Consider the following 26,212-nt stretch of genomic DNA (forward strand, 5'->3'; position numbering starts at 1 on the left):
GTTACTCTTTTGAGATAAAGATTTTGATGCTGCCATCACCGCTGCCCAAAGCAAACGCTTTGCCATCAGGACGATAGGCGATCGCCAAAATCCGCCGATCATCTTTCAAATATTCCTGAATCGCTGTACCCGGAATAAGCGCTCCTGTTTCCACATTCCAGACCTTCACAGTTTTATCGAAACTGCCGCTAACGAGCGTTTGTCCACTGGGGCTAAAGGCAATTGCATCGATGTAATCGGTATGACCACTCAGGGTTTGCCCAATTTGCTCTCCTTCCAGGTTCCACAATCGTAAGGTATTCTGCTCTAGGGTCGGGTTGCTTGCATTTGCATCGGGACTGAACGCTAAAGATTGCCCATCAGGACTAAAGGCGATCGCATAAATAACGCCTGTATAACGACCCAGAGAACGAATTAATTTACCAGTCTTCCAATTCCATAAATCAACGCTCATTTCAATTCCAGCACTTGCCAGCATATCGTCTGCTGGATTAAACGCCAGTGTTTCAATAAATTGTTTTGTCGTAATGGTTTGCCACAATGAGCCATTCTCCACATTCCAAAAACGAATCGTTTTATCTCCGCTGCCACTGGCTAGCGTTTGACCATCGGGACTAAAAGCAACAGAGGTAACAATACTTGAGTGCCCTGTTAAGGTATGCAGAAGCTTTCCAGTTTTCCAGTTCCATAGCCGCACGGTGCCGTCGATACTGCCGCTTGCCAATGTTTGATCATCCGGACTCAATGCAATTGTTCCGACCTCTTGGGCTGGACTGGGGATGAGCGATCGGACAAGTGATTGCGCTTCAACATTCCAAATTTTGATCGTTTTATCAACCCCACCGCTCACCAAAAATTGACTATCTGGCGTAAAAGCAAGCGATCGCACGGGTCTAGAATTTCCACCCAGTTCTGCCGGAATCTCTAAATAATCTACTGTGCCAGGTTTCCAAGTTGGATCAACCAGAGTAGCAGCGACCCCTTGCAGGTAACTCGAAGAGATCGCCCCAGGCACGATAAAAGCAAGGACTAAACCTTGAGAAATAACAACGGCTGAGTAGCCAGATAGCGATGCAAAGAAGGAAATTAAAGCAATTCGGTTGAGAGCCATAACCATAAGATAATAAAGAAAATATCTACCTAAAATTCTAAATTGGCAGAATTTATCCAAATATGAATTCATTTGGATCTATTTAGGTCAATGACGTTGCTCAACAAATTATCTAATGCTTCTTAAGAAGAAATGATTCTCAAAAAAAGCGGGATGAGTTGCCTCACCCCGCTATTCACAACTTAGGAAATTAACACTTACTGCACCGTAGGCTGACCTTTAACGCAATTCAGCATCCGCAGAGTTGCAGCGGCAGCGTAGTTGCGTTGAGCAGCACTATCAGGTGCAAAGCTGCTGCCCCGCTCATTCAGCGGCGAAGCCACACCACAGTAGCTAGACATTTGACCCACCAGCGCATTTGACCAGTGGCTAGTAGTGTCTACAAAGTTCACCGATGGGCGATTAGCTTGTAGCGTTACAGGCTGTCCTTGCAGAGTCTTAGCATACTCAGCGCCGCGACGCATGACTGCCATGAGTTCAGCCCGAGTAACAGGTTGTTCGGGGCGGAACTTGCCATCTTCATAGCCGCTAACAATGTTGTTAGCTTTGGCGAATTGAATTTTAGCAGCGCTCCAGCGGTTAGAGGTAACATCGGCGTAAGGATTGCCCGTTGCAGCCGGGACACTCAAGTTAACATTAGGCAAACTATCGATCGCGCCCAACACCATTGACACTAACTGCTCACGGGTGAGAGAAGCTTGCGGACGGAAGGTATTGTCATCGGAGAAGCCAGCAATGAATCCGGCATCAACTGCCTGGTTAATTTCTGCCAAGTAAATATCGCTTGCCGTATCGCGGAATCGAGCGGTTGGCGTTACACCGCCGCCAGTTGTGCCGTCGTCAGGAGCGTTCCCGTCATAGGTTAAATAAACGTGACCTAAAGTGCGATCGCCCAACGTCCGTTTTGTAAACCGCCAACCTGGATCAAGCGCAATTTTTGCAAAGCCTGTAGTTACTCCATTCGTGCGCCCGACTAGAATCTCTTGACCACCGCGATCGCGGGGTGCGCCTACCAGCACTAAATCATTATCTCGGCGCAGAACTCGCAAGCTGTACTTTAATCCCAAGTCTTCACCGTTCATCCGAATGGAATAACCATTTGCATCGGTGCTACGTCCGCAGATGCCCGTAAAGTCGAATTGTAAAAGTAACGGCTCAATTAACGTAGGAGCCGCACCAGACTCGCTCCAGCAAGGGCGCGCATCGGTAACTTGTTCAACGACCAAAAGCTGGTGAGCTTTGCCCGCTTGATAAGGAGACGCGATCGCTTCAAACTGGCTTTGGTCTACTTCTTTTTGACCAAATTGGCTTGCTGAAAAACTGGAACCTGCGGCGAGGGTTGTAGCAGCAGCGATAGCAGCGAGGGTAGCAAATAGACGAATATTGGATTTCATAATTAAGGTCTCAGGGTAATGCAATAGTTGTGTAATGGAACAGATGCGGCAGGAAGCGAAATTGTTTCCGGCTGTTTTCTTCAGCTCATGCCATTTAATGTATCGGCTCCGTTCAAGCAAAAAGTTTAACGTTGTGCAGCTTCGTACCCTGACTACTGGTGAGGAGCAGTGGGGAAGAATCGGTGGGGTGAACTAAAGGGATAGACAAGGCAAGGCTACAAAAGGTTCCAGGCAGATTAAAGGAATTTTTATGACAAAAGATGAATGATAGGTTGGGCTGTGAGGATTGAGAAACTGGTGGAAAATAGAGGAGTCTTTGCGTAAACTGGCTGTGGTAGGTGTAGTTCTTATATTCCGCATTATGTCTGAAGGCGACCCTCGCGGTAACGGCAAAGCCGCCCGCCCTAATTTACCCACTTCCGCCACGCCTTTACCCGCAGGAATTGTGGAAGGCGTAGTTGAACGACTTACCTACCATTCAGCCGAATCGGGCTATACCGTGGCGCGCTTTAAAGCTCCCCGCGCTAGCGAACTCATTACCATCGTCGGTACTTTCCCCAACATTCAGCCTGGACAAACATTGCAACTAGAAGGAGCCTGGCGCGATCATCCTAAATATGGATCGCAGTTCCAGGTCAGCCAATACCGAGAAACCAAGCCTGCAACGCTAACGGGAATAGAAAAGTACTTAGGCAGTGGGTTAATTAAAGGAGTTGGTGCGGCAACTGCCAAACGAATCGTGTCACACTTCGGGTTAGAGACGTTAGATATTATTGAACACCACAGCGATCGCCTTGCCGAAGTTCCGGGCATTTCCCCCAAGCGAATTCTCGCCATTCAGGAAGCATGGGAATCGCAAAAATCAATTAAAGAAGTAATGCTGTTTTTGCAAGGACACGGCGTTTCCACTACTTATGCCGTCAAGATTTACAAGCAATACGGCGACGAGTCGATTGAAACCGTTACCCAAAATCCTTACCAATTAGCGACTGATATTTATGGAATTGGGTTTATTACTGCCGATGCGATCGCTCGTACCCTGGGCATCCATCCCAGTTCCGAATTCCGTTATCGCAGTGGTATTTTGCATGTATTAGGCGAAGCCGCCGATGATGGGCATTGCTTCCTGCCCCAACCTGAATTAGTCGAACTCGCTGCCAAACGTCTGCTCCTAACGGATCATCAACCCAATCCCGACTTGATTCAAGCCCTCACTTTTCAAATGGCAGCAGATGGACAATTGGTGCTAGAAAAAATAGCGCCTGACCAGATCATTTGCTATGCCCCGACCTTTTATGGCGCAGAATACAAGCTTGCCGAACGAATGCTTTTATTATTAGCCGAGCCGCTCACAATAGATATGCCCCGCGTGCAAAAGTGGATTAGCCGCTACGTTGAAAAAACCGGGTTGCAACTCTCAGCGCAGCAGCGTCAAGCCATAGAAATTGCTGCCAGTCAGCGCGTCCTAATTTTGACAGGCGGCCCCGGAACCGGAAAAACTGCCTCTACTCGCGTCATTGTGGCGCTGTGGAAAGCTATGGGTAAATCGGTCGCGCTCGCATCACCCACCGGACGAGCAGCACAGCGCCTTAGCGAAATGACCCAGCAAGAAGCCAAAACCGTCCACCGTTTATTAGAGTTTGATCCGTCCCAACTCCAGTTCAAACGCAATGCTGATAACCCCATTGCCGCTCAGTCCATCATTGTCGATGAAGCCTCAATGTTGGATTTGTTTCTAGCCTATTCCCTGCTCAAAGCCGTTCCTCTAGATTCACAGCTTTTGCTAGTGGGCGATATTGATCAATTGCCCAGCGTTGGATCTGGCAGCGTTTTGGCAGATTTGATCAAGTCTGAAAAAGTTCCGGTCGTGCGCCTCACAGAGGTCTTTCGGCAAGCGCAAGCCAGCCAAATTGTCCGCAATGCCCACCGGATTAATCACGGCGAATTCCCCGACCTAGAACCTGTTTCTGATCATCCTAAATCCGATTGTTTGTGGCTAACTGCACCGGAAGCGCAACATGGAGTCCAAGCCATTCAAGATTTGATTAGCGTGCTAATTCCTAAATTAGGTTTTAATCCAGCCCGCGATGTTCAAGTTCTTTGTCCGATGACGCGCGGTGATGTGGGTACACGTAACCTTAACCAAGTCTTGCAACAATTGATTAATCCTCCTCATCCCGCAAAGCCAGAGATCATTCGCGGCAGCGTTACTTTGCGCGTTGGCGATCGCATTATTCAAAAAGTAAACGACTACAACCGTGACGTGTTCAATGGCGATCTAGGCGTGATTACCGATATCGATCCTGAAGAACGATCAGCCATGGTTTCATTTAGCGACCCTTGCGGTATCTGCGAAGCAGCGCGCCTTGTGGTTTACGACGCTGCCGACCTCAACGAAATCGCCCTTGCGTTTGCCGTTACCATTCACAAATCCCAGGGCAGCGAGTATCCGGTGGTCATTCTGCCCCTGTATATGCAGCATTACCTAATGTTGTCGCGCAATCTTATCTACACCGGACTTACCCGCGCTAAGCAGCTAGCTGTGGTAGTAGGCCCAGAAAAAGCGATCGCCCTTGCTGTTAGCCAAGTCAAAGACCAACACCGCTACACCCGACTAGCGCAACGACTAGAGCAGATGTAATAGTGATCATGGAACGATTATTATCAAGTCGCTTCTTCAATACCTCAATTTTCATGGTATTCGCGCTCCTTACGGTTCAACTTTGATTGGCGTTAAGTTGCTCTCGAATTACAGCCACAATCTTCTCTTGCCAATCTGGATCATCTAACTCAATGATTGTTTTGTTAGAGCGAGCCTGTCGTCGATCCAAATATGCGTAAAATGCCGCTTGGTCATCACGATTTTTGACCAGATAGTGCTTCAGTTCTTGATCGCTCATCTCTGCATAATTAATCTGCTTCATGGCTCAATCCTCCCATTAGGTTGAATCTCAAGCTCAATTTCCTCAGCCTGCCCTGCCAGAATAAATAAATTGAGCGATCGCTTATCGATACGAACAATGTGAATGGGTTAAAACACCACATTTGTAAGAACATGACAGACGCGATACAAACTCTGCAACTGTTCTGCTGTCGGTTCTTTCATATCCTTACTTTAAGTAGACTTAAGCGTTTTATCAACTGCCCTGATATATCTTCAACAAGCTTGGCAGATGGTCATACCCATCTACCCCAATCACCGGAATGATGGCTGCCCGCTGTTGCGTTAACAATTCTTGAAACGCTTCATCGCCCACTTTTCCTCGCAAAACCGTTAGCAGCCCCGCAGGTTGCCGCCAGCTCGTCGAAGCAATTTGTTCCAGTAAATACATGGCTAGACATCCGGCTTGAACCGTTTTGCCAGAGTCTTCTAACCGATAGTGTGCCTCTGCCAGGTACGACAGATTAATGCCCTGTAGATATAAATCGCCCGTGAACTGAGCAATCTGAACACCCTTTTCTAAATAGCCGATCGCCCCTTCCGCTTGATTCAATACCACATAGGCAATGCCCAAGCTGCTCAAACAAAGCGCCTGACTTTGGCGATCGCCCACCTTCTCCGACAGATCTAAGCCCTGCTGCAACCGATCCACCGCCATCTCGTACAAATCTGGGTCAGCTTGCTCTAATGCTTGTGCTTGAAATACTTCGCTGTATCCCAAATTTGCCAGGGCATTAGCTTCACCCAGGCGATCGCCCTTCTGCCGACTTAAAATTACCGCTCGTTGCGCGTAATTAATCGCCTCAGCAAAATTACCCTGCGCCACTCCCGTTCGGCTCAGATGGTTTAAGTTTGCCACCTCACAAACACTATCACCCGCCTCCCGCGCAATCTCCAACGCTTGCTGATGAAACGCTAAAGCCCGTTCCGGCTGACCCAACGCCCGCGTCGAAGATCCTAACAAAGTCAAAATTCGCGCCTTTTCTTGCGTCCCTTCTGCTTGGCGCAACGGCTCATCTAAATAGCTCAAGGCATCCCGGAGATACTCGCCAGAGAACGAAGCGAAGATGCCACCGTACAACGGGAAATAACTGCACTGAGCAAATGTTCGCAAAATTTGCAGTGTCATTTGAAAACATCCATTCATTAAACTCTCCTGTTGCGGCTGCGTACTCGCTTGGGCAAACCCCCTTGCCAATTGTGACCACACGATCGAGAACCCCAAAAACGTAGAAATCGACAGCTTTGCTCCCACCTTCGAGTCATACACCAACTTATCAAACCAGTTGATCAAGCCTTGTTGAAGGCAGCGCAAAATCCCTGCAATTTCTACAAAATCTCCAATACCAAGATTTTTCTGCCCAACCCAGTCCACCACCGAACCGCCCATCGTCAGCGTTTGAAAGAGCGATCGAGGAATATCACTATTCACCTGTTTTGCCCAAGCTAACCAAGGGCCCTTTTCACCTGGAACGCCCTCAAATCCAAGCTGATTTCGGCTTTGATCATAAATCCAACTCACCAAATAATTCTCTAGGCGATTCCATCCTTCCAAACTGCGTAAAATGCCTTGAGCGATCTGACGTGCTTGCCCTGCCGTACCGTCTGAAAGTTCGCCGCCCTCTGCTTGCTGCTGAAGCTTTTTTGCTAACTGCTGCCATTGGGCTAAGTTCAGCGGCTTGGGACGGTTTGGATCAGTCACTGTCAGAAACACGCTCAAGTGTTCCCCCTGCCCGATCGCCAAAATGATTTGCTGTACAGCCGTGTCCAGCGCTTCCGTGGACTGGTTCTTTTCTTGCCACCGGAGCCATTCTCCTTGAATGGTTCGCATTGCCCGCAGGCTGCGCTGCGCTTTCGCCTGCTTCAGTTCATCCGTTTGCGTGTCAAACTGCTGCTGTGCTTCAGTCAGGCGATCGCCCAAGCATCGTTCAAAAATTTCCCCCGTTCCCCCACTGACTCCATCCACCAAAAGTTGATAAACCTGCTCTTTGGCACGAATTTCTCCTTTCAGAGTCATTTTTACAATTTCGTCAATTAACGAGAGATAGCGATCGCGCAACGAAGGAGTATCTGACATGGGGATAACAGGTGCAAGAGAACAGCAGATTTAATGATACAAATAAATTCATGACCTATGCTCTCGCCATCCATACCGCTAGCCCCGATCTTGGTTTAGCCATCAGCAACTTTACCCCTAACAGCCGTGCTACCAACATTGCTACTGATAGCCGTGCCCAAACCCTCCCCTTAGGGCGCGATCTGTCTACCCATATGCACGTTCACCTGATGGAATTTATTAAGCCCCAGACCTGGACAGACCTATCGTTTATTGCTGTTGCGAAAGGGCCTGGTGGATTTACAGGGACAAGAATTGGCGTTGTCATGGCGCGGACGCTGGCGCAACAGTTAGAGATTCCGTTGTTTGGAATTTCGTCGTTGGCCGCGATCGCCTGGTCAATTCGGGCGCAGGTGGTAGGAAAAGATATTGCGGTGCAAATGGCGGCACAACGCGGCGAAGTTCATGCCGCTATTTATTCCTTTGCTGATCCCTCCATGGCAGAGGCGATCGTGCCGAAAATTGCCGATGTCGTCATGCCCCAAGATCAGTGGGAGCAGACTTTAGAGAACTGGAAAAATCCTTATCACCTCGTTGAAGCAGAAGCTGGACTAGGCGGGACGGCCATGAGTTTATTGGAGTTGGCTTACCTAGAGTGGAAGCAAGGGGGGCGATCGCATTGGGCAGATGTGTTGCCGTTTTATGGGCAGAGTCCGGTTTAGGGATTACTTGCTAAAGACAATAAAACTTGTGAGGGAGTCTGGCGACCACGTTCTGTAAGATCAAAATCACTATCAAAACTGACAAGAGTCAAATTATATTTTTGGCAATAGTATATTGGTAGGCATCATCGTAGTCTAGATTCTGCTGCTCCATACTTTCTACAACAGCTTGTAAGTCTTCGGGTTGGAGGCGTATTAACGTTACCTCTCCGTCAATCAATACATCTTGAACAAATCGTAACCAGGCTTCTAGTCGATGCCGCCGAGTCAGGGCAAGGGCGATCGAGTGAAGAGCAAAGTCAGAGATACAGAGTTGCTCAGAGGCAATTTGTTTTAGGAGTTGTCGAACGACTTCAGATTGCTGTTGTTCTAAGAGTCGCTCTAACCAAATATTAGTGTCTAGCAGATACATCTACTTTGTCCACTGTTCCACTGTTTCGTTCTGAAGTTCAAGTGATGTGTACCGATCACGATAATCATTCAACGCGCCTGCCCAATCTTGTCGTAATCTTTTCCCTGACTTAGGCTTGAGTTCCTCTTTTTCTAAAGCGTTAACAAATTCCTCTACCTTCACTCTTAAATGAGGCGGCAGCGTATTGATTTTTTCGATTAGACTTCTCACAATGCATTCTCCTACCATTTATCCTAAAAACGCCGATTTAACGCTGAGTATTACGCGGATCGAGCGCATCCCGTAAGCCATCGCCCAAGAGGTTAAACGCCAGCACCGTCAGCACAATGACCAACGCAGGTGACCACACCAGCCAGGGCTGCAACACCAAAATAGAGGCATTAATAGCCAGCGATAGCATATTGCCCCACGATGGATCAGGCTGCTGAATGCCCAGACCGATGAAGCTCAGAACCGCCTCGGCAACAATAAAACTAGGAATGGCAAGGGTCGCAGAGATAATAATGTAGGTCGCAGTTTGCGGCAGAATGTGTCGAGTAATAATGTAGAGCGGTTGCGCCCCCATAACTTTTGCGGCTTGCACAAATTCTCGTTCCTTAATCGACAACACTTGCCCCCGAATCACCCGCGCCAAGCCTGCCCAACTGACAAACGATGTAATCAACACAATTAACATAAACCGCTCAGCGCTACTCAACCCTGGAGGCAGCACCGCCGCTAAGGAAATTAGCAAATAGATACTGGGAATTGTTTGTAAGACTTCGGCAACTCGCATCAGCACCGCATCGACAAAGCCGCCAAAGTAACCCGAAATACCGCCGATCAACATTCCTAGCGGAAATGCAATTAACGTGCCCAGCAAGCCAACGCTCAGGCTAATGCGTCCGCCGTAGATAAGACGACTAAATTGATCACGGGCTTGTTCGTCGGTTCCTAAAAGATTAATTTTGCCTGCCCCGATCGCCCCAAACAAATGTAAGTTGCTTTTAAATCCAGGAAAAATATCAATGACTTCGATTCTGGGATCAGCCAAGGAGAAGCGAGTGGGCAGAGGTAGCCGAAACTGAAGAAATTGGTACTCAGAACCCTGGACAAAGAAATGGATGGGCGAAGGCTGAGTTCGATCGCGCTTCAAAATGCGATCGCCTGTCTCTAAACTCACTGCACCTTGCGTTGTGGGATACACGTGAGGTCCAATAAATTGCCCCTGCTCCGTTTGCCAAAAAACTTGAGTAGGTGGCAACAATGAGCCATCTGCCTGTGCTGCATAAGGATTGTAAGGCGCAATAAACTCGGCAAAAATCACAATGACATAAAACAATACCAGGAGCAGCCCGCCATACCGCGCCAAAGAATTCCGCTTTAACTTTTGCCACCAGTCCATGCCACTACTCCATCTCTGTAGCCATCATCATAAGATAGACTCTTTAGAAAATGCTGCTTTGGATGCTCCTATGTCAAACCAAACCCTCGGACTGCCTGCTTCACTTAACGATTATTTGCGATCGGTTTCACTCCATGAGCCAGAAATTTTAATCAAACTTCGTCAAGAAACGGCTCAGCATCCTATGAGTCAAATGCAAATTGCGCCGGAACAAGGGCAGTTTATGGCGCTGTTGGTGCAGCTAATGGGCGCAAAGAAAACTTTGGAGGTCGGCGTTTTTACTGGATATAGTTCTCTAGCGATCGCCCTTGCCCTCCCCCCTGACGGTCGCATCATTGCCTGTGATACTAGCGAAGAATATACGGCGATCGCCCGGCGGTATTGGCAAGCCGCAGGGGTAGCAGAAAAGATCGACCTCCGCATTGCTCCTGCCCTAGAGACATTGGATCACCTACTCGAAACGGGACACGCTGGAACCTTTGACTTTGCATTCATTGATGCCGATAAGGGCAACTACGAGGGGTACTACGAGCGATCGCTTCAACTGATTCGCACAGGTGGATTGATTGCGATCGACAACGTTCTTTGGTCGGGAAAGGTTGCTGATTTAGAGGTGCAAGATAATCAAACTCAAAAAATTCGTGAGTTTAATCAAAAGCTGCATGGGGATAATCGGGTGCAGATTAGCATGGTGCCGATCGCCGATGGCTTAACTTTGGCGTTAAAGCTCTGAGTTCTCCTTTTGATAAGCCTTCCACGCTCCTAACGCCTCCCGTTCTGATTTTACGCCTCGCCGCATCAGCACTACGCCATCTTCAAAGCCAATGATGCCATAACGCTGTCCATCAAACCTCCTTCGGATTAAGCGAGCGATCGCTTTTTCGTTAGCTAGTAGCGTTTGGCGGTAGTCGTCAAACGCTATTTGGGACTGCTGTAAGTACCACAGATCGGCGATCGCATATTCTACCCAAGCTGCTTGCTGTTCATCATTACGAAACTGCACCATGGGAAAGCGCAATACCTGCCGCCGTCCTGAAACATGGGCAACGATATGATCGGTCGCGGTAACACTAGCATTATCAGGAATTTTAGCAAGGAGCGATCGTACTGCATCGGCGTGTTCCCACTGGCGCGGCAAAGAAAAGTAAACCCACGGCTGAATAGAATCAGGAATGACAAAAGACAAAGCTCGGTTCGGGTTTGCAGTCACTGTAAAGAACAGGGAAAGAATGATGCAGCCCACCCAAATTTTCTGAAACCGAAACCTGAACAAACGTGGATGTTTTGCCCACCAAAGAATCACCCCATAGAATAGTCCAGGTACCCAAGTTTGAGCATAGCGGAGATGCAGCGAAAGCGCTGTTGGATCATTCTGAATGAGGGTTTTGAGAATGGGAAATCCTGCTAACAGCCATGCATCAACAGAAATGAGCGGAATAAACGCGAGCGGTACCCACTGCCCCAGCAAATAACGCACTGTCGCTTCGGGCGGTGTGAGCAGTTGCACAATCAGCCGCCCTGGATTTCTTAAAATCGCTCCAAGCACATCCAGCGTCGAAGCTTTTTCTCCATCAACAAACTGACCAAACTGCTCAATCATAAATCGATCTGAAAGATCATCCGAGAACAGCGGCATAATCAAGTTTGTTAACGCCAGCATATATCCCAAACTTACGACGCAAAAACTGATGCCAATTCTGGGAAAACGCCGACTCACTAAAAAATAAAACCCAATTCCAAACAGCACCACGCCACTGTCTTCTCGGACTGCCAAAATTAAAAAAGCCAATACCCAAACCAGCCACCAACATCGTTTTTCTACTGCCAGAAATAGCCCGAAAGCGTAAAGTGGAATTTGGCAAATATCATGAAAGTTGGCGAGGGTGGGACTAATGAGAGCGATCGCCCCGTAATAACTCACGGTAATCATCATCGCCAACTGGGGCGGATGGTAATGGCGCGCTAACCCATACAGCACCAAACCCGCCGCCGTAATTAACGTCACTTGCAGCACCGATAATCCCGCCGCCGAAGGAAACAGGGCATACCAAGGCAGCCACAGCAACAAAGCGGGCGTAAAGTGCTGCCCCAACCGACGGTAAAAAACCTCTGGCAAATCGCCCTGCATGACTGTCACCGACTCGGTAGAAGAAAGCGAGCTTTGAAACCATTGCCCATGCAAACTATTCCAAAAGACCTGATTAAAAATGCCCTGATCAAACGAAACAAAGGTCGGGAAGAAGTTGTGATATCGGTGCAGAACCAGCCCGCTACAAATGAGCCAAAATAAGGCCGCAACGCCGATTAGCCATCGCAAATGGGGATGTTTCTGTAGAACTTGCATGTGACCGCCTGTGTGTATCCGCTGACCGTTTTATCTAGTGATCATCCTCTTATGGAATGGGCGATCGCTCAAGCAAAACTGCATATTTCCTTGCATTCCCTCCGCTGGATTCTCTACGAGCCTCTTTAAATCCATCCATTTTTTGCGCCTGTACTCACAGCATGAACGCCCGAAAGATTACCCGCCTAGGTATCTGAATAGTCCGGAACCTGAACGTACAAGAGAGTAGCTGCCATCATCACTAAAACATCTACCCAACAACGTCATCTTTAACCCCATCAGGAGTGCCCCATGTTCTTCTTTGAGCCCAACGCGATCGCCTATAGCCCCATAAATGCGATCGGACTTGCCCAGGCTGCCCGACTTGCCTACCTCAATCAATTTGCTATTGCCAGCACCGTACATACCTGGCAGTTTACAAACATTCCATTTTTTTGATCAACGCGCCACCCAAGCCTTTATAATGGGCAACGATCAGGTGATCATTCTGGCATTTCGAGGCACCGGAGCCCGCTGTCTCAAAGATTGGATGACCGATGTTGACATTACCACCCTAAAAGATTGCGGTGGTCGAGTTCATCGCGGATTTAGTTTAGGCTTAGAAGCCATTTGGCAAGATGTTATCACCCAACTTCAACATTTCCGCACTAATACTCAAACCCTATTTATTACCGGACATAGCCTCGGAGCCGCCCTCGCCACTCTAGCCGCCGCCAAGCTTCCAACTATCGGACAGGTAGTTCAAGGTCTTTATACCTTTGGTTCGCCCAGGGTTGGTTGTCCAGAATTTGCCTCTGCTTTCAATCAAACTTTCCAAAATTGCGCCTTCCGCTTCGTTAATCATAACGACCTCGTAACGCGCGTCGCACTTCGTAGTCTAGGCTATGACCATGTGGGCAAGTGCTTGTATTTTGACGCTGAAGGCAAATTACATCAGGAAATTGAGTTTTGGCATCAATTTCTAGATACTGTGAAAGGCGGCATGGCAGACTTTCTGAACGATTGTGGAATAGTCAGCGATCACAACATGGGTGAATACGAGCACAACCTAATTTTTAATATGCAGGAAGTGGATTTTAGTGCACAAGTCATAAAGGGAGCGGGCTGCAGCGTAAATACTGCAAGGGAGGCTTCCACCCCTCTCCAAGTAAACCTTACGATATCTCGCGCTGCCTAGTCTTCCTGCTTCAACAGCTTAGTTTTGGACGCTATTTAAAGAAGAGGTTGACTCTGCCAAACTATCCAGTTGAGGAAAGCTAGGCAAATCCAACTCAGTTGCTTTCCGGTTCCGCACGGCTAGGCGATAGCTAACACTTTGCAGTTCAGCATGAAGGCGACGGTTCTCTTGCTGCACCTGCGTCACTTTTTCTTTAACCGGAGTCAACCGTTGCTCAAACTTCTCTTTATAAATGCGGGGAAGTTCTTGCACCACTTGCTCTAGCATTCGAGAGCGATCGCTCAACTCTTGGGTCGATTGACGCAGTTGATAAATCTCAGCATCTCGGCTAGTGATTTGCTCTTGATAAAAAGTCACCTGCTGCTCAATGCCCTGAAGCTGTTCCCGCAACGCCAAAATCTCGCCCTCATATTGCTCAGGCGCTTCAGCACTGTAGGTTTGGTTCGTGTTGGTTTTCACTAACCGAAATAACTCCTGAGACAGCTGCTGCACCAGTTGATCTCGCATTTGCAAGTCATCATGTAGTCGGGCGATCTCTGCCTGAAGATCAGAGGATGTGGGGATGTCAGTTTGGATCACGATACTTCTGCTCCAATTAAATTTTCTTCCCAGCGACGAGCGGGTGAACCGCGACGAATCTCTCGCCAAATTGCCGTAGCCGCTAATGTACCATCTGCGGCAGCAATTGACACTTGATTAATCCCTTCCTTTAAATCTCCCAGCGCGAACACGCGAGGATGAGAAGTCCGGCACATTGAATCTGTCGGTAGGTTACCCCCTTTCCATTCCAAATCAAGCCCCTTAAGATATCCGCTATGGTACTGCGAACCCATTGCTACTAATCCAGTTTGTAGATCAACTTGAGAACCATCCACTAATTCCACCCCAGTCATTTCGTGGTCATGCCCCAAAAATTGTTGAATGGGAGATTCCACCAAAGGATAGCCATGATCTTGCAGTTTTTGACGCATCTCCGCGCCCACTTCAAAAAGCCCATGGGTAAAAACGGTAATGTAAGGCGTAAACCAGTTAAGGACAAAAGCAGTATTGATTGCTCCCTCAGTATTGACGAACAAACCGCAGCGCTTATCTGCCATCTCATAGCCATCACAAATCATGCAAACATGCAGGTTGAAACCCGCGTAGTCAAACACGTTTTGCATGTTCTCTAGCTGAGGTAGGTTATCAATGAGTCCGCTCGCAGCAATAATGTATTTAGAGCGAAAGACAGGATAACTGCTGTTGACCTTACCAATTTTGACTTTGACAGCAAAGGTTTCCCCCTCATCTTGCACATCTTCCACAAAGCCCCGCAGGTAGTCGGCATCCAGTTCCAGCATGTGGTCTTGCCCTCTTTGCAGCAAGTCTCTGCCAGGAGTATGAGGGGGAAAGCCGACAAAATTGGTGACATCTTGCATCCAAAACGATCGCCCCTTCCCTTTCTCAACTACAAGGCAAGAGAGGCGATAGCGCTGAAGGTAAATAGCGGCAGAAAGCCCACCTACGCCGCCGCCTACAATAATCACGTCATAGAGATGATTTAGGCGTTGATCCAGGGTATTTTTTGAAAGTTTCATAGCGGTTAACCTAAGATGCCTGAAATTATAATCAGGGAATAATTTTTGCTGAGCCTTACTTTAAGATTTGTTGCAAAGGCTATGCAGCACTCATATAGTCTCTATTGTGCCATTTTGCTCGAAAGAGCGGCGGCAGGGCAGAGAAAGTAAATAGGGGCAAGCGATTCATCCAAATGATGGTTAGAATCGCTTGCCCCTTGCTTGTCTCTTTAAAGAGACCTGACCAGAACCGCTTAAGCCTCGACTGCAACTTCTTCAACTGCTACAGGGTCGGGCTTTGTGGTCAAATACCGAATCACTTCATCGCTGAGGCGCATCGATCGCTCCATTCCAGCAATTGCCGTTCCAGGAGCTTCGTAATTCATTTGAATATAAACGCCCTCGCGGTGCTTACCAATTTCGTAAGCGAGGCGGCGCTTGCCCCGATGCTGGGTTTCCACGTTTTCAGCACCTTGTTCCTTTAGGAAATTTTGGTACTTGCCGATCGCCTGATCGGTTAATTCTTCGCCCAAGTCTGGACGCAAGATATACATCGTTTCATACTGTTGCATGGTAGTTTTCTCCTTGTGGGCATAAGGCTTCTGGCAGAAAAATCATCTGCTCTAAGAAGCAAGGACTTACAATCATATATCAAACAAAGTCAATTCACCTATGGCGCAACGCTACGTCCGAATCCAAACCACTGTGGGCACACTCTGTTACGGAGTGCTCCAGCTCGATCGCAAAGTGCAAATCCTTGATGCCCCGCCTTGGCTCAACGGTCTGCCCACCGAGGAAGTCCTAGCCGCTAATGAGTATGTGTTATTAGCTCCTTGTGCGCCCACCAAAATTATTGCGGTCGGCAAAAACTACATTAAGCACGCCGCCGAAATGGGGGGCGAAGTGCCTAAAGAGCCCTTACTGTTCATGAAGCCTTCAACGGCAGTCATTGCCCCCGGAGCCGCAATCCAGTACCCACCTCAATCCAGTCGAGTCGATTATGAGGGCGAACTTGCGCTCATCATTGGCAATCGCTGTTCCAACTGCACGCCAGAGCAAGCCCGCAACAAAATTTGGGGATTCACCATTGCTAACGATGTCACTGCAAGAGATTTGCAAAAAAGCGATGGACAATGGACTAGAGCAAAGGGCTTTGATACCTTCTGCCCCCTGGGGCCTTGGATTGTCCGAGAACTCAGCAGTGCGGCTAAGCTGCAAACTTTTCTGAACGATAATCCTCATCCTGTACAGTCGGCATCAATTGATGAAATGGCGTTCTCGCCAGAGGTCTTAGTTTCCTACATCAGCCAAGCCATTACCCTACTACCCGGAGACGTAGTGCTGACTGGAACACCCGAAGGCGTGGGTGCAGTGCAAGTGGGCGATCGCATTCGCATCGAAATTGAAGGCATTGGCTCCTTGGAAAACTCAGTCATTGCCAAGCAGCCTGTTGTAATGGCGATCGAGCCTTAGCGCACCTGCATATAAACTGCGTCTGAAAGAGTGGGGATCTCGGCGTAGCGCCCCAGCACCGATTGAACAATGGAGTAAATGATGGCGGCGATCGCTCCTAAAAACACAACGTTATACAGAGTCTCAATAATTAGCCCGCCGCCCAGTCCCGGTGCCATCACGCTAAAGAGCAAGCTACACAGCACCAAAATAATATCGATCAAAATTGCCTGCATTGCATTAAAACGAATGAAATGAGCAATATTTTCATTCCGCACCACGCCCATATAAAGCGCAAAGAAGACAATCAGTCCGGCAAAAGGAATCGCGCCATAGAGACTAATAATCGGCATCAGTGGGACAAATAAGATGCCAAGGACTGGAAACTGGCTCAAAAATGGACTTGCAAATGCCAAAGACTCAATCAGGGGTAAAAGATAGGGCAAGCAAGCTAACGCCCGATCTTGAGGGGATGTAGAACCGCGCCAAGACATAATTTATCTCTCCAACGTCAAAGATCTGAATGTTGCTCTCAATAAGCCTAGGATACCGCACCCCTCAAACCGTCGCAGGAACCCTCTATTCAATATGAACAATCCGAAAGCCCATCTGACACTCAAACTGCTCAGGCAGCCGCTCAGTGGCTTTGCCTAATGCCCGCCCACACCGCAGCTTTCCCTGATTCCAGCGGGGCTGACCGCTTTGATCTGCCATTAAGCAAGCCTGGCAGACCTGATGCGGAGAGAGGAGTTGGTCTTCCATCACAATCACTAACATGTGATACCTCTGGCTTTCGCCTATCCCATTGAGCCTATTTTATGTCAGGGTTTGGGGATACGGGGTTGATTGACTCATAGCTTATTAGATACAGTCAGCGGGAGAAGTATCAGATGATTCACTCCTTCTTAAATGGGAATAGCAAACACCCAATCTGAATATTCCGGATCACGGTTCTCGGTAATAGCAGAAAGTTTTTCCCTAAGTTGATGAGTGATAGGTCGGTTTGTGGAAAGTTGATAATTCTCAATTTGTCTGACTGGGGTAATTTTTGCCGCTGTGCCGCTCAAAAACACCTCGTCGGCAATCAGCAATTCTGTTTTATCAACTGGACGTTCCACCACTGGAATACCGAGATTACGGGCAAGGGTCAAAATGCTGTCTCGGGTGATTCCTTCCAAAATATCTTGCTCAAATCCTGGCGTAATGATCTTGCCTTGCCGCACGATGAAAATATTCATTCCTGAAGCTTCACTCACTTTACCCTGCGAGTTCATTAAAATAGCTTCATCAAACCCCGATGTTACTGCCTCGGTTTTAGCAAGAGACGAGGTAATGTAAGCACCACTAATTTTGCCCCGTAGCGGTAGACTCCGATCTTCTTGGCGATACCAGGAGCTAAGCCGACAACTGACACCGTCGGGGGAGAGGTAGTCGCCTAGCTCTAGGCCGTACACAAAAAAGTTGTGCTCAATATTATGGAGGCGGGGGGCAATCCCTAGGTCAGAGGTGTAAACAAACGGACGGATATAGAAAGAGGTGGTCGGCTGATTCTTTTCAACAAAGTCAACGATAACAGACTGAATTTTACTGGCAGGTAAGTCGTAGTTGAGTAAACGGGCGCTGTTGCTAAGGCGATCGCAATGGCGATCGAGCCGAAATAACAAAACCTGATTAGGATTTTGAGGATCAGGAATTCCTCTTAATCCTCCAAACGCTCCAGTGCCGTAGTGCAACGCATGAGTGGCGATCGAAAGCTTAGCCTCTTTAAAAGGGATGAACTGATCTTCAAAATAGGCGATCGGCAAAAAATTATGCATAGCTGTTCCCCAGCGACGTTCCTGTAAGACCGCCATTATCACACAATTACCCCAGCCTCCATCCACCTTCATGACTTTTGAAAACATCCTTCCTAGCTCACTTGCTGCTTGCCTGCCTGCCTACGCTCTACTGTTATTCCTCCCCCGCGTTTCGGGTACCTTGACTACGTGCGACAAATAGCAGGATAGACAATGGAAAGCAATCCATTTGAAGCAAATGCTCAAGCAAGTCGAGCCAAGCATGACTGAAGCAGATGAAAGCAAGCTCAAACTCATGGTTGTAGACGATGAGGCAGATAACCTAGAACTGCTCCAACGCACCTTTCGACGCGACTTCAAAGTGTTCTTGGCAGAAAGCGGCTTCAAAGCTCTACAAATCCTAGAGCAAGAAGGAGAAATGGCGATTATTATCTCCGACCAACGAATGCCAAAAATGAACGGCACTGATTTTTTGAGCCGGACTGTCGATCGCTTCCCCGACACCATGCGGATTCTGCTAACTGGCTACACCGATGTCGAAGACTTAGTCGGAGCCATTAACACGGGCAAGGTGTTCAAATACATCATGAAACCCTGGAATCCCGATGACCTTGCAGTTGTCGTCCAGCAAGCCGCAGAAACCTACCGAGTGCTAAAGCAACGCACCAACGAACTCCACCGAGCCCTGCGCCGAGAGTCTCTTTTCAACGCAGTCACCACTGCTATCCGAGAGTCCCTCGACTATCGCAGTATGCTTCAGACCGTCGTTGAAACCATTGGTCACACCTTTGCAACCGACACTTGCATGTTGCGCCCCATTCAAAGCAATACCGCCTTTTCCTCCCAGTTTTCCTCAGAGGTTTTCTCTTATCCCCAAACTTTAGAACAAAGTGTCAACGGTTCACCCCGACTCCCCTATCTCAACCTAGCAAAATTGGAATGGGTCATGGAAACCCGCCAAATTCAGCGGATTCAAAGCAAGGAAAATGATACCTTTTGTACCTATTTGGCGGTGCCTCTCTCCTACCAACAGGAGGCGCTAGCAGTGCTAGTGCTTTATAAAGAAAGTCCTTCAGAACCTTGGGTTGAAGAAGAGGTTCAGTTAATTGCAGGGGTTGCCGAGCAGGCATCATTAGCTATTTCCCAAGCCAAGCTCTACCAGCGCATTCAAAAGCAAACCGAGCAGATGCAAGCAGAGCTAGCAGTCGCCCACCAAATTCAAACCAATCTACTGCGTCAAAGCTGGCCTCAACTCGATACCGTCAAAATTCAGGCATATTGCTACCCGGCTCGTGAAGTAGGTGGAGATTTTTTTGAAGTCTATGTCCACCCGCAAGGAGACGTTTGGGTAGCTGTAGGAGATGTTTCAGGAAAAGGTGTACCAGCCGCTCTCTTTATGGCAAGCGCAATTTCATTGCTGAGACGCGAGCTTTCTCAAGAAGTTCCACCCGAACCCAATATTGTGATGCAAAATATGAACGCCAACTTGTCGGAAGACTTAGTAGGCAGCAATTGCTTTATCACCATGGTATTGGCACGATACAACCCAACCAGCCGTGAATTGGTTTATGCCAATGCAGGGCATATTTATCCTCTGGTGTGGTCGCCTCAACAGTTAGTAGCACAGTCTGATGCTGACAAACCGCTTGAACCAACCTACCTAAAAATCAGAGGCGTACCCCTAGGAATTTTGCCTAACTGGCAAGCTCTAGCAGGAAGTAGCACCCTTAACTGTGGGGAGATCTTACTCCTAACCAGCGACGGTATTACCGAAGCAACGATTTCTGAATCTGCTGATGAAGCGCCATCTAGTACGGCAATGCTGCAACAATCGGGGCTTTGGAAACTTTTAACTCAAGAGAAAGGTCGATTGGACTTGAGTGCTTTACTAGCTCACATTCAAAACCATAGTCAGGTTCAAGAAGATGATCAAACGATTCTTTCTTTGGAGGTTCTGTAGCTCATGAAAACTGAACTCCATGTTCCGAGCGATTTAAAGTTTTTAAAGGTGGTTGAAGATTGGCTACTGGGATCGCTCGAAATTGAACTTGAAGACCAAGTAGACTGGGCAAGACAATCAAATCGGCTACGGTTAGTCTTGGTGGAAGCTTACTCTAACGTTGTTCGGCACGCTCATCGAGAGCAACCAAACTTATCAGTTTTAGTGCGTCTAGAACTTAAAGATAGGGAGATGAATCTGGAAATTTGGGATCATGGTAAGGGCTACGATTTATCGACCTATTTGGCTCCTGAGCCTGAAGCGCAGCAGGAGGGCGGATATGGCTGGCTGATTTTGAATCGGCTGATGGATCGAGTGGAGTATCGGCTTCAGGTCAATGGTCGCAATTGCTTAGTACTACAAACCACATTGCCTCATAAGGAGTTAGTACTCTAAGTAGAACAGAACCCAGTGCTACCTTGTCCAGAATCCTCCTAGAAGAGCAAGCTTGGGTTTTCAGAGAGTATTGGCAGAAGGATGACCCAGACAATTACTCACACAAGCTAAAGGAGAACACGGTTGCCCACATTCTCCTTTAGCCTGAAGTTTAGCGTTTCAGTCATTCTTCATCAATCAGAGTTAGATTCTGGTTGATGCTTCCAAATGCGCTCTGCATCAGGACAATCTTCAGAAACTAGAGGCTCAACATTGCCTCGGGGAACGGCTGCTAGCTTTTGCATGACCGAGCCAATGCTTTCTAGACGAATCATTTCTTCCCAAGAGCAAACTTCGTCCTCTTCCTCCGTTTCGTAGCGAACTGTCACTAGATCACCTTCAATGTCTAGAATGCGCGCACGCTCCAGCCATCGTTGTTGATCCCGCAGAAAGATCCAAACCTCGCGACCGTCACAATGGATCTGATAGATCTTGCGGTGTAGCATGTACTGCCTCTCCTGAGAAAACAATTCTAGAAATCTTTAACGACCTGAATAACTTTGTGAAGCCTTCTGCTTAGATGTCTTTCCTCCAGACCTCAATGAAACTCGGCTAGAATAACGAGGTATCGGCATTGCAAGAAAAGAGGGACACTCAATCTTCAAAGGTCTTCTAGAGTCGCAGCTAGCCGTTAGGTTTGTCATTTAGTTCAGTTCAGAAACTTTAGGGAACGCTGCCCAGAGGTAGGATTGAGATTTAAGTAGCCCATACTCTGACATATTCCTATTGTGCATGGAAAGAACACAGATGTCATGAACAGTATCCACGGGGATAAGTATTCCTCATTTTTAGCGGATTGGGGTTGCTGATATTATTTGGAATACTCAATTGTACCTACTATTCTAGTCCTGACCCATGAAGTTTGGGGATCGGCTCGTAGGAACACCGTACCGCTAGGAGCGAAAGAACAATGCTGCTGCATTTGAGCACTTGGTTAGAAGTAGAAGCTTATTTAACTCACTCTCAAGGAATAATTGTGCCAATTGGCTCGACTGAGCAGCATGGCCCCACTGGACTGATTGGTACTGATGCAATTTGTGCAGAAGCGATCGCCCATGCTGTTGGAGAAGCGACCCATGCCTTAGTTTGTCCGACGCTCAATGTAGGGATGGCGATGCATCACACGGCTTTTCCAGGCAGCATCAGCCTACGACCCAGCACCCTGATTTTGTTAATCCGTGACTATTTAACCAGCCTGGTTCGAGTTGGCTTCACGAAATTCTTTTTTATCAATGGTCATGGTGGCAATATTGCGACACTAAAGGCTGCTTTTTCTGAAAGCTATGGCACGCTTGCTGACTTAAATTTGCCCCATGCTAACCAGGTGGAATGTCGGTTGGCTAACTGGTTCACCTGCGGCTCAGTCTACAAACTTGCTAGAGAGCTTTACGGCGAGCAAGAAGGCTCCCATGCGACGCCTAGCGAAGTGGCACTCACTCAATATCTTTATCCAGACTTTATTAAGCAAGCTCCGCTCTCTGCCGAAGTGGCACGGGGATACCCGATCTATGGCGCTAACAATTTCCGCGATCGCTATCCCGATGGGCGGATGGGGTCGAATCCTGCTTTAGCAACTCCAGAGCAAGGTCAACAATTTTATGACTTGGCAGTGAAGGAATTGAGCCAGGGATACTTAGAGTTTTTAGGAGAGACCTAAATCCGCTCTGACTCAGTGAGTCGTCTTTAACTTAAACTGTTATATCGATGTCTGCAAAAGGAAGCCTGATCATGCGACTGTCTCAAATGCTGTTTGTTACTTTACGAGAAGATCCGGCAGAGGCAGAAATTCCCAGCCACAAGCTGTTGCTGAGGGCAGGATTTATTCGACGGGTGGGCAGTGGTCTGTATGCCTATATGCCCTTAATGTGGCGAGTGTTGCAAAAAGTCTCTCAGATTGTCCGGGAAGAAATGAACGCCGCAGGGGCACAGGAATGTCTGCTGCCGCAGTTACAGCCCGCTGATTTGTGGCGAGAATCGGGGCGGTGGGACACTTACACCCAGGCTGAAGGAATTATGTTTGCCCTCACCGATCGCCAAAATCGGGAGGTGGGTTTAGGGCCGACCCACGAAGAAGTCATCACGGCGATCGCCCGTGACATGATTCGCACCTATCGCCAACTGCCCCAAAATCTTTACCAAATTCAAACTAAATTCCGCGACGAAATTCGTCCTCGCTTTGGCTTGATGCGCGGTCGAGAATTCATTATGAAAGATGCGTATTCGTTCGATGCTGACGAAGCTGGAATGAAAGTGACGTATCAAAAAATGCACGATGCCTACCACAAAATTTTGAAGCGATCAGGCTTGGCATTTCGGGCAGTCGATGCCGATTCAGGGGCGATCGGCGGTTCGGGTTCTCAAGAATTTATGGTGTTAGCAGATGCGGGTGAAGACGAGGTGCTTTATACCGAAGATGGTCAGTATGCGGCAAATGTGGAAAAGGCTGGATCATTGCCTGCCGCTGCTGTCCCTTCTAACCGCACCTACGAAAAATTGAAAACCCCCGGAACCGCGACGATCGCCACCCTCTGCGATTTCCTTGAGTGTTCACCCACGCAAATTGTCAAAAACGTCCTTTACCAAGTTGTTTACGACAATGGCACAACTGTCTTAGTGTTAGTCAACATTCGGGGCGATCAGGATGTTAATGAGGTTAAGTTGCAAAATGAGTTAGGCAAACTAGCAGGGCAATATGGCGGAAAAACAGTCATTGGGCTAGACGTGCCGGATGCCGAAGCTCAGCAAAAATGGGCAACAAAAGCGCTACCGTTGGGCTACATTGCGCCAGACTTGAGTGATGATTTTATCCAAGCGGCAAAAAATATCGCGCCCAAGTTTTTACGCTTAGCAGATCAAACAGTGGTGGATCTCAAGAATTTTGTAACGGGTTCTAACGAAGCGGATCATCACGTCGTAGGGGCAAATTGGGGGACTCAGTTTGAGCTACCGCAGGTCGTAGATGTGAGAAAGGCGATCGCGGGTGATCGGGCAATCCACAACCCCAGTCAAACGCTTCAAACCGCCAGAGGTATCGAGATTGGGCATATCTTTCAACTAGGTACTGAGTATTCGCAATCCATGGGTGCAACCTACACCAACGAGCAAGGCGAAGAGATTCCCTTAGTCATGGGCTGCTACGGAATTGGCGTTTCCCGTCTAGCACAGTCTGCTGTGGAACAGTCTTACGACAAAGATGGAATCATTTGGCCTGTGGCGATCGCCCCTTATCATGCGATCGTTGTCATCCCTAACGTCACTGATGCTGCCCAAGTCGCCGCTGCTGAAACGCTCTATACCGAACTGAATCAGGCTGGTATCGAAACTTTGCTAGATGATCGGAATGAGCGGGCGGGCGTGAAGTTTAAAGATGCTGATTTGGTGGGAATTCCTTACCGAATTGTGACGGGGCGATCGCTCCAGCAAGGCAAGGTAGAAGTCGTCAAACGAGCCACCCACGAAGCCCAAGAAATTCTGCTAACTGAAGTCGTTGCCACCTTGCAGCAATGGATGAGCGGAGTCTAGGTGAACTAGCGCTTGGAGCAGAAATGCTAGAGTGAATCCATCAAAAATTTTGACTTGAGGACAAACGTATGACCTCAGTTTTAGAGCAGTTACAAACCGATAGCTGGGTTCAGGCAAGTTGGGAGGAATATATTCAAGCGATCGAAACTCCTGCCGCTACCAAATATCGCTGCTACTACCATGCTGGAAAAATGAGGATTGAAGCCACGCCGATTGGTTCAGATCATTCTAGGGTTCATGCCCTAGTTCTTTTTGCCATTAGTTTATTCGCAACAGTTAGCAATATTGCTTTAACTGAACACGATAATTGCAGCTACCGCAAAACTGGCATAGAAGAGTTTCAGCCAGATTTATCGTATTACATTGGCGACAATGCAGAAGCTATTCCTTGGGGAACAAGAGTTGTAGACCTAAATCTTTACCCTATACCTGATTTAGTCGTAGAAATAGCTGACACAACCTTGGCAGATGATCAAGGTGCAAAGCGTTTGCAATATGAAACCCTAGGAATTTCTGAGTACTGGATTGTGAACATTCAGACCTGCGAGATTTTGGCATTTGCGATCGCCAATCAAGGCAGCCGCCGTATCCAAGAATCGATCGTTTTGCCAGGACTAGCGATCGATCTTCTTCAGCAAAACCTCAAACGCAGCCAAGAGGAAGGACAAACTTCCGCCTGTGCTTGGCTGCTGCAACATCTTCGCGCCTAGTTTTTCTGTGCCAACGTCGCAAATTTAATCTTTAAATAATCCTCATCCATTTTTGCCCCAGAAGGCTGCAATGCCGCCAGCGCCTGAGGTAGCACCAAGTTCCGGCGATGGTTGCCAATCCGAATATTTAACTCATCTCCAGTCTTACTCAACTCAACTTTATCTTTGGCTATTCCTGGCAGATAGACTTCTAAACTGTACTGGTTTGCTTCCTGCACGACTCGCAGCGTCGTTTCTTTGTAGTAAACCTGAGCCGGATCTTCGTCGGCATACAAAGTTTCCTTCAGTCGCTCTAGCGCTTCCATACCACACATTTCTTCAGAGTAAAGCGGCACTTCCTTAACGGGTAAAGGATGGAAATTATCGTGAATTTCTTGGCGATACTGCTGCTGATTTTCTTTCCAACGATTGAAGAACGGATCAGTAACTTCATCGGGAATAATGCGGTTTGCTATCACCATATCGGTCGCCACATTGTAGAGGCAGAGGTAGGCGTGTGCCCGAAGCGATTCTTTAATCACCATTTTTTCGGGATTAGTAACGAGACGAACTGAGGTTTTGGTGTTGTCAGTCAAGACCTTTTCCAATGCCTCAATTTGTTCGTAAAACTCGAAGGGCGCATCCATCACTTCTCTGTTAGGTAGAGAGAACCCGGCGATCGGGCGAAAGATTGGCTCTACCAAAGGTCTGAGTGCGACAGATATGGCTTGCAACGGCTTATAAAACTTCCGCATGTACCAGCCTGCAACTTCCGGCAAACTCAACAGTCGCAATGCCGTCCCGGTTGGAGCAGAGTCAATAATCAGCACATCGTACTCACCTTCGTCATAGTGCCGCTTCATCCGCACCAGGCTAAAAATTTCGTCCATTCCCGGCAGAATTGCGAGTTCCTCAGCTTCCACCCCTTCCAAACCACGCGCTTGTAGCACTTGGGTAATGTAGCGCTTTACGGCTCCCCAGTTGCCTTCCAACTCCATTAACGCATCTAGTTCTGCACCCCAAAGGTTTGGCTTCACTAGCCGAGGCGCGTGTTCTAACTCCAGGTCAAAACTATCGGCAAGGGAGTGAGCCGGATCGGTACTCAGCACCAGGGTTTTGTAGCCCAATTCTGCACAACGCAAACCTGTTGCCGCCGCTACGGAGGTTTTACCCACTCCGCCTTTACCAGTCATCAAAATTACGCGCATGGGAGATAAAGCTT

27 protein-coding genes are annotated in these 26,212 nt (G+C 48.1%); 11 read left to right on the forward strand and 16 right to left on the reverse strand.

Going from position 1 to position 26,212, the window contains the following annotated elements:
* Position 1 precedes the first annotated feature (1 nt).
* Positions 2-1,111: a WD40 repeat domain-containing protein gene (locus KME11_16400; GenBank protein ID MBW4516792.1), complete on the reverse strand. Its 1,110-nt coding sequence runs from the start codon at positions 1,109-1,111 to the stop codon at positions 2-4.
* 197 nt (positions 1,112-1,308) lie between these two features.
* Positions 1,309-2,505 (reverse strand): DUF3747 domain-containing protein, encoded by a 1,197-nt coding sequence (locus tag KME11_16405; protein MBW4516793.1) that lies wholly within the window; start codon positions 2,503-2,505, stop codon positions 1,309-1,311.
* A gap of 361 nt (positions 2,506-2,866) precedes the next feature.
* Here KME11_16405 and KME11_16410 point away from each other — a divergent pair, with 361 nt between their 5' ends.
* On the forward strand, positions 2,867-5,146 hold the full coding sequence (locus tag KME11_16410) for an ATP-dependent RecD-like DNA helicase (GenBank protein ID MBW4516794.1): 2,280 nt from the start codon (positions 2,867-2,869) through the stop codon (positions 5,144-5,146).
* Between the two features lie 76 nt (positions 5,147-5,222).
* On the opposite strand, the gene KME11_16415 is transcribed toward KME11_16410, so the two are convergent.
* Positions 5,223-5,429: a hypothetical protein gene (locus tag KME11_16415; GenBank protein ID MBW4516795.1), complete on the reverse strand. Its 207-nt coding sequence runs from the start codon at positions 5,427-5,429 to the stop codon at positions 5,223-5,225.
* 213 nt (positions 5,430-5,642) lie between these two features.
* Positions 5,643-7,523, reverse strand: coding sequence for a tetratricopeptide repeat protein (locus KME11_16420; GenBank protein MBW4516796.1), 1,881 nt, complete (start codon positions 7,521-7,523; stop codon positions 5,643-5,645).
* A 50-nt stretch (positions 7,524-7,573) separates the two neighbouring features.
* Here KME11_16420 and tsaB point away from each other — a divergent pair, with 50 nt between their 5' ends.
* Positions 7,574-8,224: a tRNA (adenosine(37)-N6)-threonylcarbamoyltransferase complex dimerization subunit type 1 TsaB gene (tsaB, locus tag KME11_16425; GenBank protein MBW4516797.1), complete on the forward strand. Its 651-nt coding sequence runs from the start codon at positions 7,574-7,576 to the stop codon at positions 8,222-8,224.
* An 88-nt stretch (positions 8,225-8,312) separates the two neighbouring features.
* Here tsaB and KME11_16430 read toward each other — a convergent pair whose 3' ends face one another.
* From KME11_16430 to KME11_16440, 3 genes are read right to left on the reverse strand one after another with little or no spacing between them, the layout of a single operon-like run.
* The gene (locus KME11_16430) at positions 8,313-8,636 is read right to left on the reverse strand and encodes a PIN domain-containing protein (protein ID MBW4516798.1); all 324 of its coding nucleotides are present in this window, start codon (positions 8,634-8,636) and stop codon (positions 8,313-8,315) included.
* Positions 8,637-8,846 (reverse strand): DUF2281 domain-containing protein, encoded by a 210-nt coding sequence (locus KME11_16435; GenBank protein MBW4516799.1) that lies wholly within the window; start codon positions 8,844-8,846, stop codon positions 8,637-8,639.
* Between the two features lie 37 nt (positions 8,847-8,883).
* Entirely contained in the window at positions 8,884-10,020 is a 1,137-nt protein-coding gene (locus KME11_16440) for an ABC transporter permease (protein MBW4516800.1), read from the reverse strand.
* Positions 10,021-10,090: 70 nt separating this feature from the next.
* On the opposite strand from KME11_16440, the gene KME11_16445 reads away from it, so the two are divergent.
* Positions 10,091-10,753 (forward strand): class I SAM-dependent methyltransferase, encoded by a 663-nt coding sequence (locus KME11_16445; GenBank protein ID MBW4516801.1) that lies wholly within the window; start codon positions 10,091-10,093, stop codon positions 10,751-10,753.
* Here the strand turns inward: KME11_16445 and KME11_16450 are convergent.
* Positions 10,742-12,364, reverse strand: a complete 1,623-nt coding sequence (locus tag KME11_16450; GenBank protein MBW4516802.1) for a DUF2079 domain-containing protein — start codon at positions 12,362-12,364, stop codon at positions 10,742-10,744. The two genes, KME11_16445 and KME11_16450, sit on opposite strands and share 12 nt — an antisense overlap.
* A gap of 291 nt (positions 12,365-12,655) precedes the next feature.
* Between KME11_16450 and KME11_16455 the strand changes: the two genes are divergently transcribed.
* Positions 12,656-12,802, forward strand: coding sequence for a hypothetical protein (locus tag KME11_16455; protein ID MBW4516803.1), 147 nt, complete (start codon positions 12,656-12,658; stop codon positions 12,800-12,802).
* 25 nt (positions 12,803-12,827) lie between these two features.
* Positions 12,828-13,541, forward strand: a complete 714-nt coding sequence (locus KME11_16460; GenBank protein MBW4516804.1) for a lipase family protein — start codon at positions 12,828-12,830, stop codon at positions 13,539-13,541.
* 18 nt (positions 13,542-13,559) lie between these two features.
* Here the strand turns inward: KME11_16460 and KME11_16465 are convergent, their stop codons facing one another.
* The 3 genes from KME11_16465 to rpsF form a co-directional block, all read right to left on the reverse strand.
* Positions 13,560-14,117 (reverse strand): hypothetical protein, encoded by a 558-nt coding sequence (locus KME11_16465; protein ID MBW4516805.1) that lies wholly within the window; start codon positions 14,115-14,117, stop codon positions 13,560-13,562.
* A complete protein-coding gene (locus KME11_16470) occupies positions 14,117-15,118 on the reverse strand; it encodes an NAD(P)/FAD-dependent oxidoreductase (protein MBW4516806.1) in 1,002 nt (333 codons plus the stop codon). The genes KME11_16465 and KME11_16470 overlap by 1 nt, the downstream gene beginning before the upstream one ends.
* A 233-nt stretch (positions 15,119-15,351) precedes the next feature.
* Positions 15,352-15,669: a 30S ribosomal protein S6 gene (rpsF, locus tag KME11_16475; protein MBW4516807.1), complete on the reverse strand. Its 318-nt coding sequence runs from the start codon at positions 15,667-15,669 to the stop codon at positions 15,352-15,354.
* A gap of 100 nt (positions 15,670-15,769) precedes the next feature.
* Between rpsF and KME11_16480 the strand changes: the two genes are divergently transcribed.
* A complete protein-coding gene (locus tag KME11_16480; protein MBW4516808.1) occupies positions 15,770-16,570 on the forward strand; it encodes a fumarylacetoacetate hydrolase family protein in 801 nt (266 codons plus the stop codon).
* Here the strand turns inward: KME11_16480 and KME11_16485 are convergent.
* From KME11_16485 to KME11_16495, 3 genes are all read right to left on the reverse strand, one after another.
* Positions 16,567-17,043, reverse strand: coding sequence for a hypothetical protein (locus tag KME11_16485; GenBank protein MBW4516809.1), 477 nt, complete (start codon positions 17,041-17,043; stop codon positions 16,567-16,569). The genes KME11_16480 and KME11_16485 overlap by 4 nt on opposite strands.
* 85 nt (positions 17,044-17,128) lie before the next feature.
* Positions 17,129-17,326 carry a hypothetical protein gene (locus tag KME11_16490; GenBank protein ID MBW4516810.1) on the reverse strand — a complete coding sequence of 66 codons (198 nt, stop codon included), beginning with the start codon at positions 17,324-17,326 and terminating at the stop codon, positions 17,129-17,131.
* Between the two features lie 128 nt (positions 17,327-17,454).
* On the reverse strand, positions 17,455-18,366 hold the full coding sequence (locus tag KME11_16495; GenBank protein ID MBW4516811.1) for a branched-chain amino acid transaminase: 912 nt from the start codon (positions 18,364-18,366) through the stop codon (positions 17,455-17,457).
* Between the two features lie 241 nt (positions 18,367-18,607).
* On the opposite strand from KME11_16495, the gene KME11_16500 reads away from it, so the two are divergent.
* Together KME11_16500 and KME11_16505 are read left to right on the forward strand one after the other, a co-directional pair.
* Positions 18,608-20,305: a SpoIIE family protein phosphatase gene (locus KME11_16500; GenBank protein MBW4516812.1), complete on the forward strand. Its 1,698-nt coding sequence runs from the start codon at positions 18,608-18,610 to the stop codon at positions 20,303-20,305.
* A gap of 3 nt (positions 20,306-20,308) precedes the next feature.
* Positions 20,309-20,740, forward strand: a complete 432-nt coding sequence (locus KME11_16505; protein ID MBW4516813.1) for an anti-sigma regulatory factor — start codon at positions 20,309-20,311, stop codon at positions 20,738-20,740.
* 173 nt (positions 20,741-20,913) lie between these two features.
* Here KME11_16505 and KME11_16510 read toward each other — a convergent pair whose 3' ends face one another.
* Entirely contained in the window at positions 20,914-21,225 is a 312-nt protein-coding gene (locus KME11_16510) for a hypothetical protein (protein ID MBW4516814.1), read from the reverse strand.
* 464 nt (positions 21,226-21,689) lie between these two features.
* Between KME11_16510 and KME11_16515 the strand changes: the two genes are divergently transcribed.
* The 3 genes from KME11_16515 (at position 21,690) to KME11_16525 (ending at position 25,011) form a co-directional block, all read left to right on the forward strand.
* Positions 21,690-22,436 carry a creatininase family protein gene (locus KME11_16515; GenBank protein MBW4516815.1) on the forward strand — a complete coding sequence of 249 codons (747 nt, stop codon included), beginning with the start codon at positions 21,690-21,692 and terminating at the stop codon, positions 22,434-22,436.
* Positions 22,437-22,507: 71 nt separating this feature from the next.
* Positions 22,508-24,301, forward strand: coding sequence for a proline--tRNA ligase (locus KME11_16520; GenBank protein MBW4516816.1), 1,794 nt, complete (start codon positions 22,508-22,510; stop codon positions 24,299-24,301).
* 68 nt (positions 24,302-24,369) lie between these two features.
* Complete coding sequence (locus KME11_16525) at positions 24,370-25,011, forward strand: Uma2 family endonuclease (protein ID MBW4516817.1); 642 nt, start codon at positions 24,370-24,372, stop codon at positions 25,009-25,011.
* Here KME11_16525 and KME11_16530 read toward each other — a convergent pair.
* On the reverse strand, positions 25,008-26,198 hold the full coding sequence (locus KME11_16530) for a TRC40/GET3/ArsA family transport-energizing ATPase (GenBank protein MBW4516818.1): 1,191 nt from the start codon (positions 26,196-26,198) through the stop codon (positions 25,008-25,010). The genes KME11_16525 and KME11_16530 overlap by 4 nt on opposite strands.
* Between the last annotated feature and the right edge of the window lie 14 nt (positions 26,199-26,212).

The organism is Timaviella obliquedivisa GSE-PSE-MK23-08B (genome assembly GCA_019358855.1).
GTDB classification, from domain to species: Bacteria; Cyanobacteriota; Cyanobacteriia; order Elainellales; family Elainellaceae; genus Timaviella; species Timaviella obliquedivisa.

Coding starts and splice junctions, on each gene's coding strand:
- KME11_16415 (MBW4516795.1), bottom strand. CDS start 5,429: ATGAAGCAGATTAATTATGCAGAGATGAGCGATCAAGAACTGAAGCAC.
- KME11_16480 (MBW4516808.1), top strand. CDS start 15,770: ATGGCGCAACGCTACGTCCGAATCCAAACCACTGTGGGCACACTCTGT.
- KME11_16470 (MBW4516806.1), bottom strand. CDS start 15,118: ATGAAACTTTCAAAAAATACCCTGGATCAACGCCTAAATCATCTCTAT.
- KME11_16430 (MBW4516798.1), bottom strand. CDS start 8,636: ATGTATCTGCTAGACACTAATATTTGGTTAGAGCGACTCTTAGAACAA.
- KME11_16445 (MBW4516801.1), top strand. CDS start 10,091: ATGTCAAACCAAACCCTCGGACTGCCTGCTTCACTTAACGATTATTTG.
- KME11_16450 (MBW4516802.1), bottom strand. CDS start 12,364: ATGCAAGTTCTACAGAAACATCCCCATTTGCGATGGCTAATCGGCGTT.
- KME11_16455 (MBW4516803.1), top strand. CDS start 12,656: ATGTTCTTCTTTGAGCCCAACGCGATCGCCTATAGCCCCATAAATGCG.
- KME11_16400 (MBW4516792.1), bottom strand. CDS start 1,111: ATGGCTCTCAACCGAATTGCTTTAATTTCCTTCTTTGCATCGCTATCT.
- KME11_16510 (MBW4516814.1), bottom strand. CDS start 21,225: ATGCTACACCGCAAGATCTATCAGATCCATTGTGACGGTCGCGAGGTT.
- KME11_16515 (MBW4516815.1), top strand. CDS start 21,690: ATGCTGCTGCATTTGAGCACTTGGTTAGAAGTAGAAGCTTATTTAACT.
- KME11_16405 (MBW4516793.1), bottom strand. CDS start 2,505: ATGAAATCCAATATTCGTCTATTTGCTACCCTCGCTGCTATCGCTGCT.
- rpsF (MBW4516807.1), bottom strand. CDS start 15,669: ATGCAACAGTATGAAACGATGTATATCTTGCGTCCAGACTTGGGCGAA.
- KME11_16490 (MBW4516810.1), bottom strand. CDS start 17,326: ATGTTAGTGATTGTGATGGAAGACCAACTCCTCTCTCCGCATCAGGTC.
- KME11_16525 (MBW4516817.1), top strand. CDS start 24,370: ATGACCTCAGTTTTAGAGCAGTTACAAACCGATAGCTGGGTTCAGGCA.
- tsaB (MBW4516797.1), top strand. CDS start 7,574: ATGACCTATGCTCTCGCCATCCATACCGCTAGCCCCGATCTTGGTTTA.
- KME11_16485 (MBW4516809.1), bottom strand. CDS start 17,043: ATGTCTTGGCGCGGTTCTACATCCCCTCAAGATCGGGCGTTAGCTTGC.
- KME11_16420 (MBW4516796.1), bottom strand. CDS start 7,523: ATGTCAGATACTCCTTCGTTGCGCGATCGCTATCTCTCGTTAATTGAC.
- KME11_16495 (MBW4516811.1), bottom strand. CDS start 18,366: ATGCATAATTTTTTGCCGATCGCCTATTTTGAAGATCAGTTCATCCCT.
- KME11_16410 (MBW4516794.1), top strand. CDS start 2,867: ATGTCTGAAGGCGACCCTCGCGGTAACGGCAAAGCCGCCCGCCCTAAT.
- KME11_16460 (MBW4516804.1), top strand. CDS start 12,828: ATGGGCAACGATCAGGTGATCATTCTGGCATTTCGAGGCACCGGAGCC.
- KME11_16520 (MBW4516816.1), top strand. CDS start 22,508: ATGCGACTGTCTCAAATGCTGTTTGTTACTTTACGAGAAGATCCGGCA.
- KME11_16530 (MBW4516818.1), bottom strand. CDS start 26,198: ATGCGCGTAATTTTGATGACTGGTAAAGGCGGAGTGGGTAAAACCTCC.
- KME11_16440 (MBW4516800.1), bottom strand. CDS start 10,020: ATGGACTGGTGGCAAAAGTTAAAGCGGAATTCTTTGGCGCGGTATGGC.
- KME11_16500 (MBW4516812.1), top strand. CDS start 18,608: ATGACTGAAGCAGATGAAAGCAAGCTCAAACTCATGGTTGTAGACGAT.
- KME11_16505 (MBW4516813.1), top strand. CDS start 20,309: ATGAAAACTGAACTCCATGTTCCGAGCGATTTAAAGTTTTTAAAGGTG.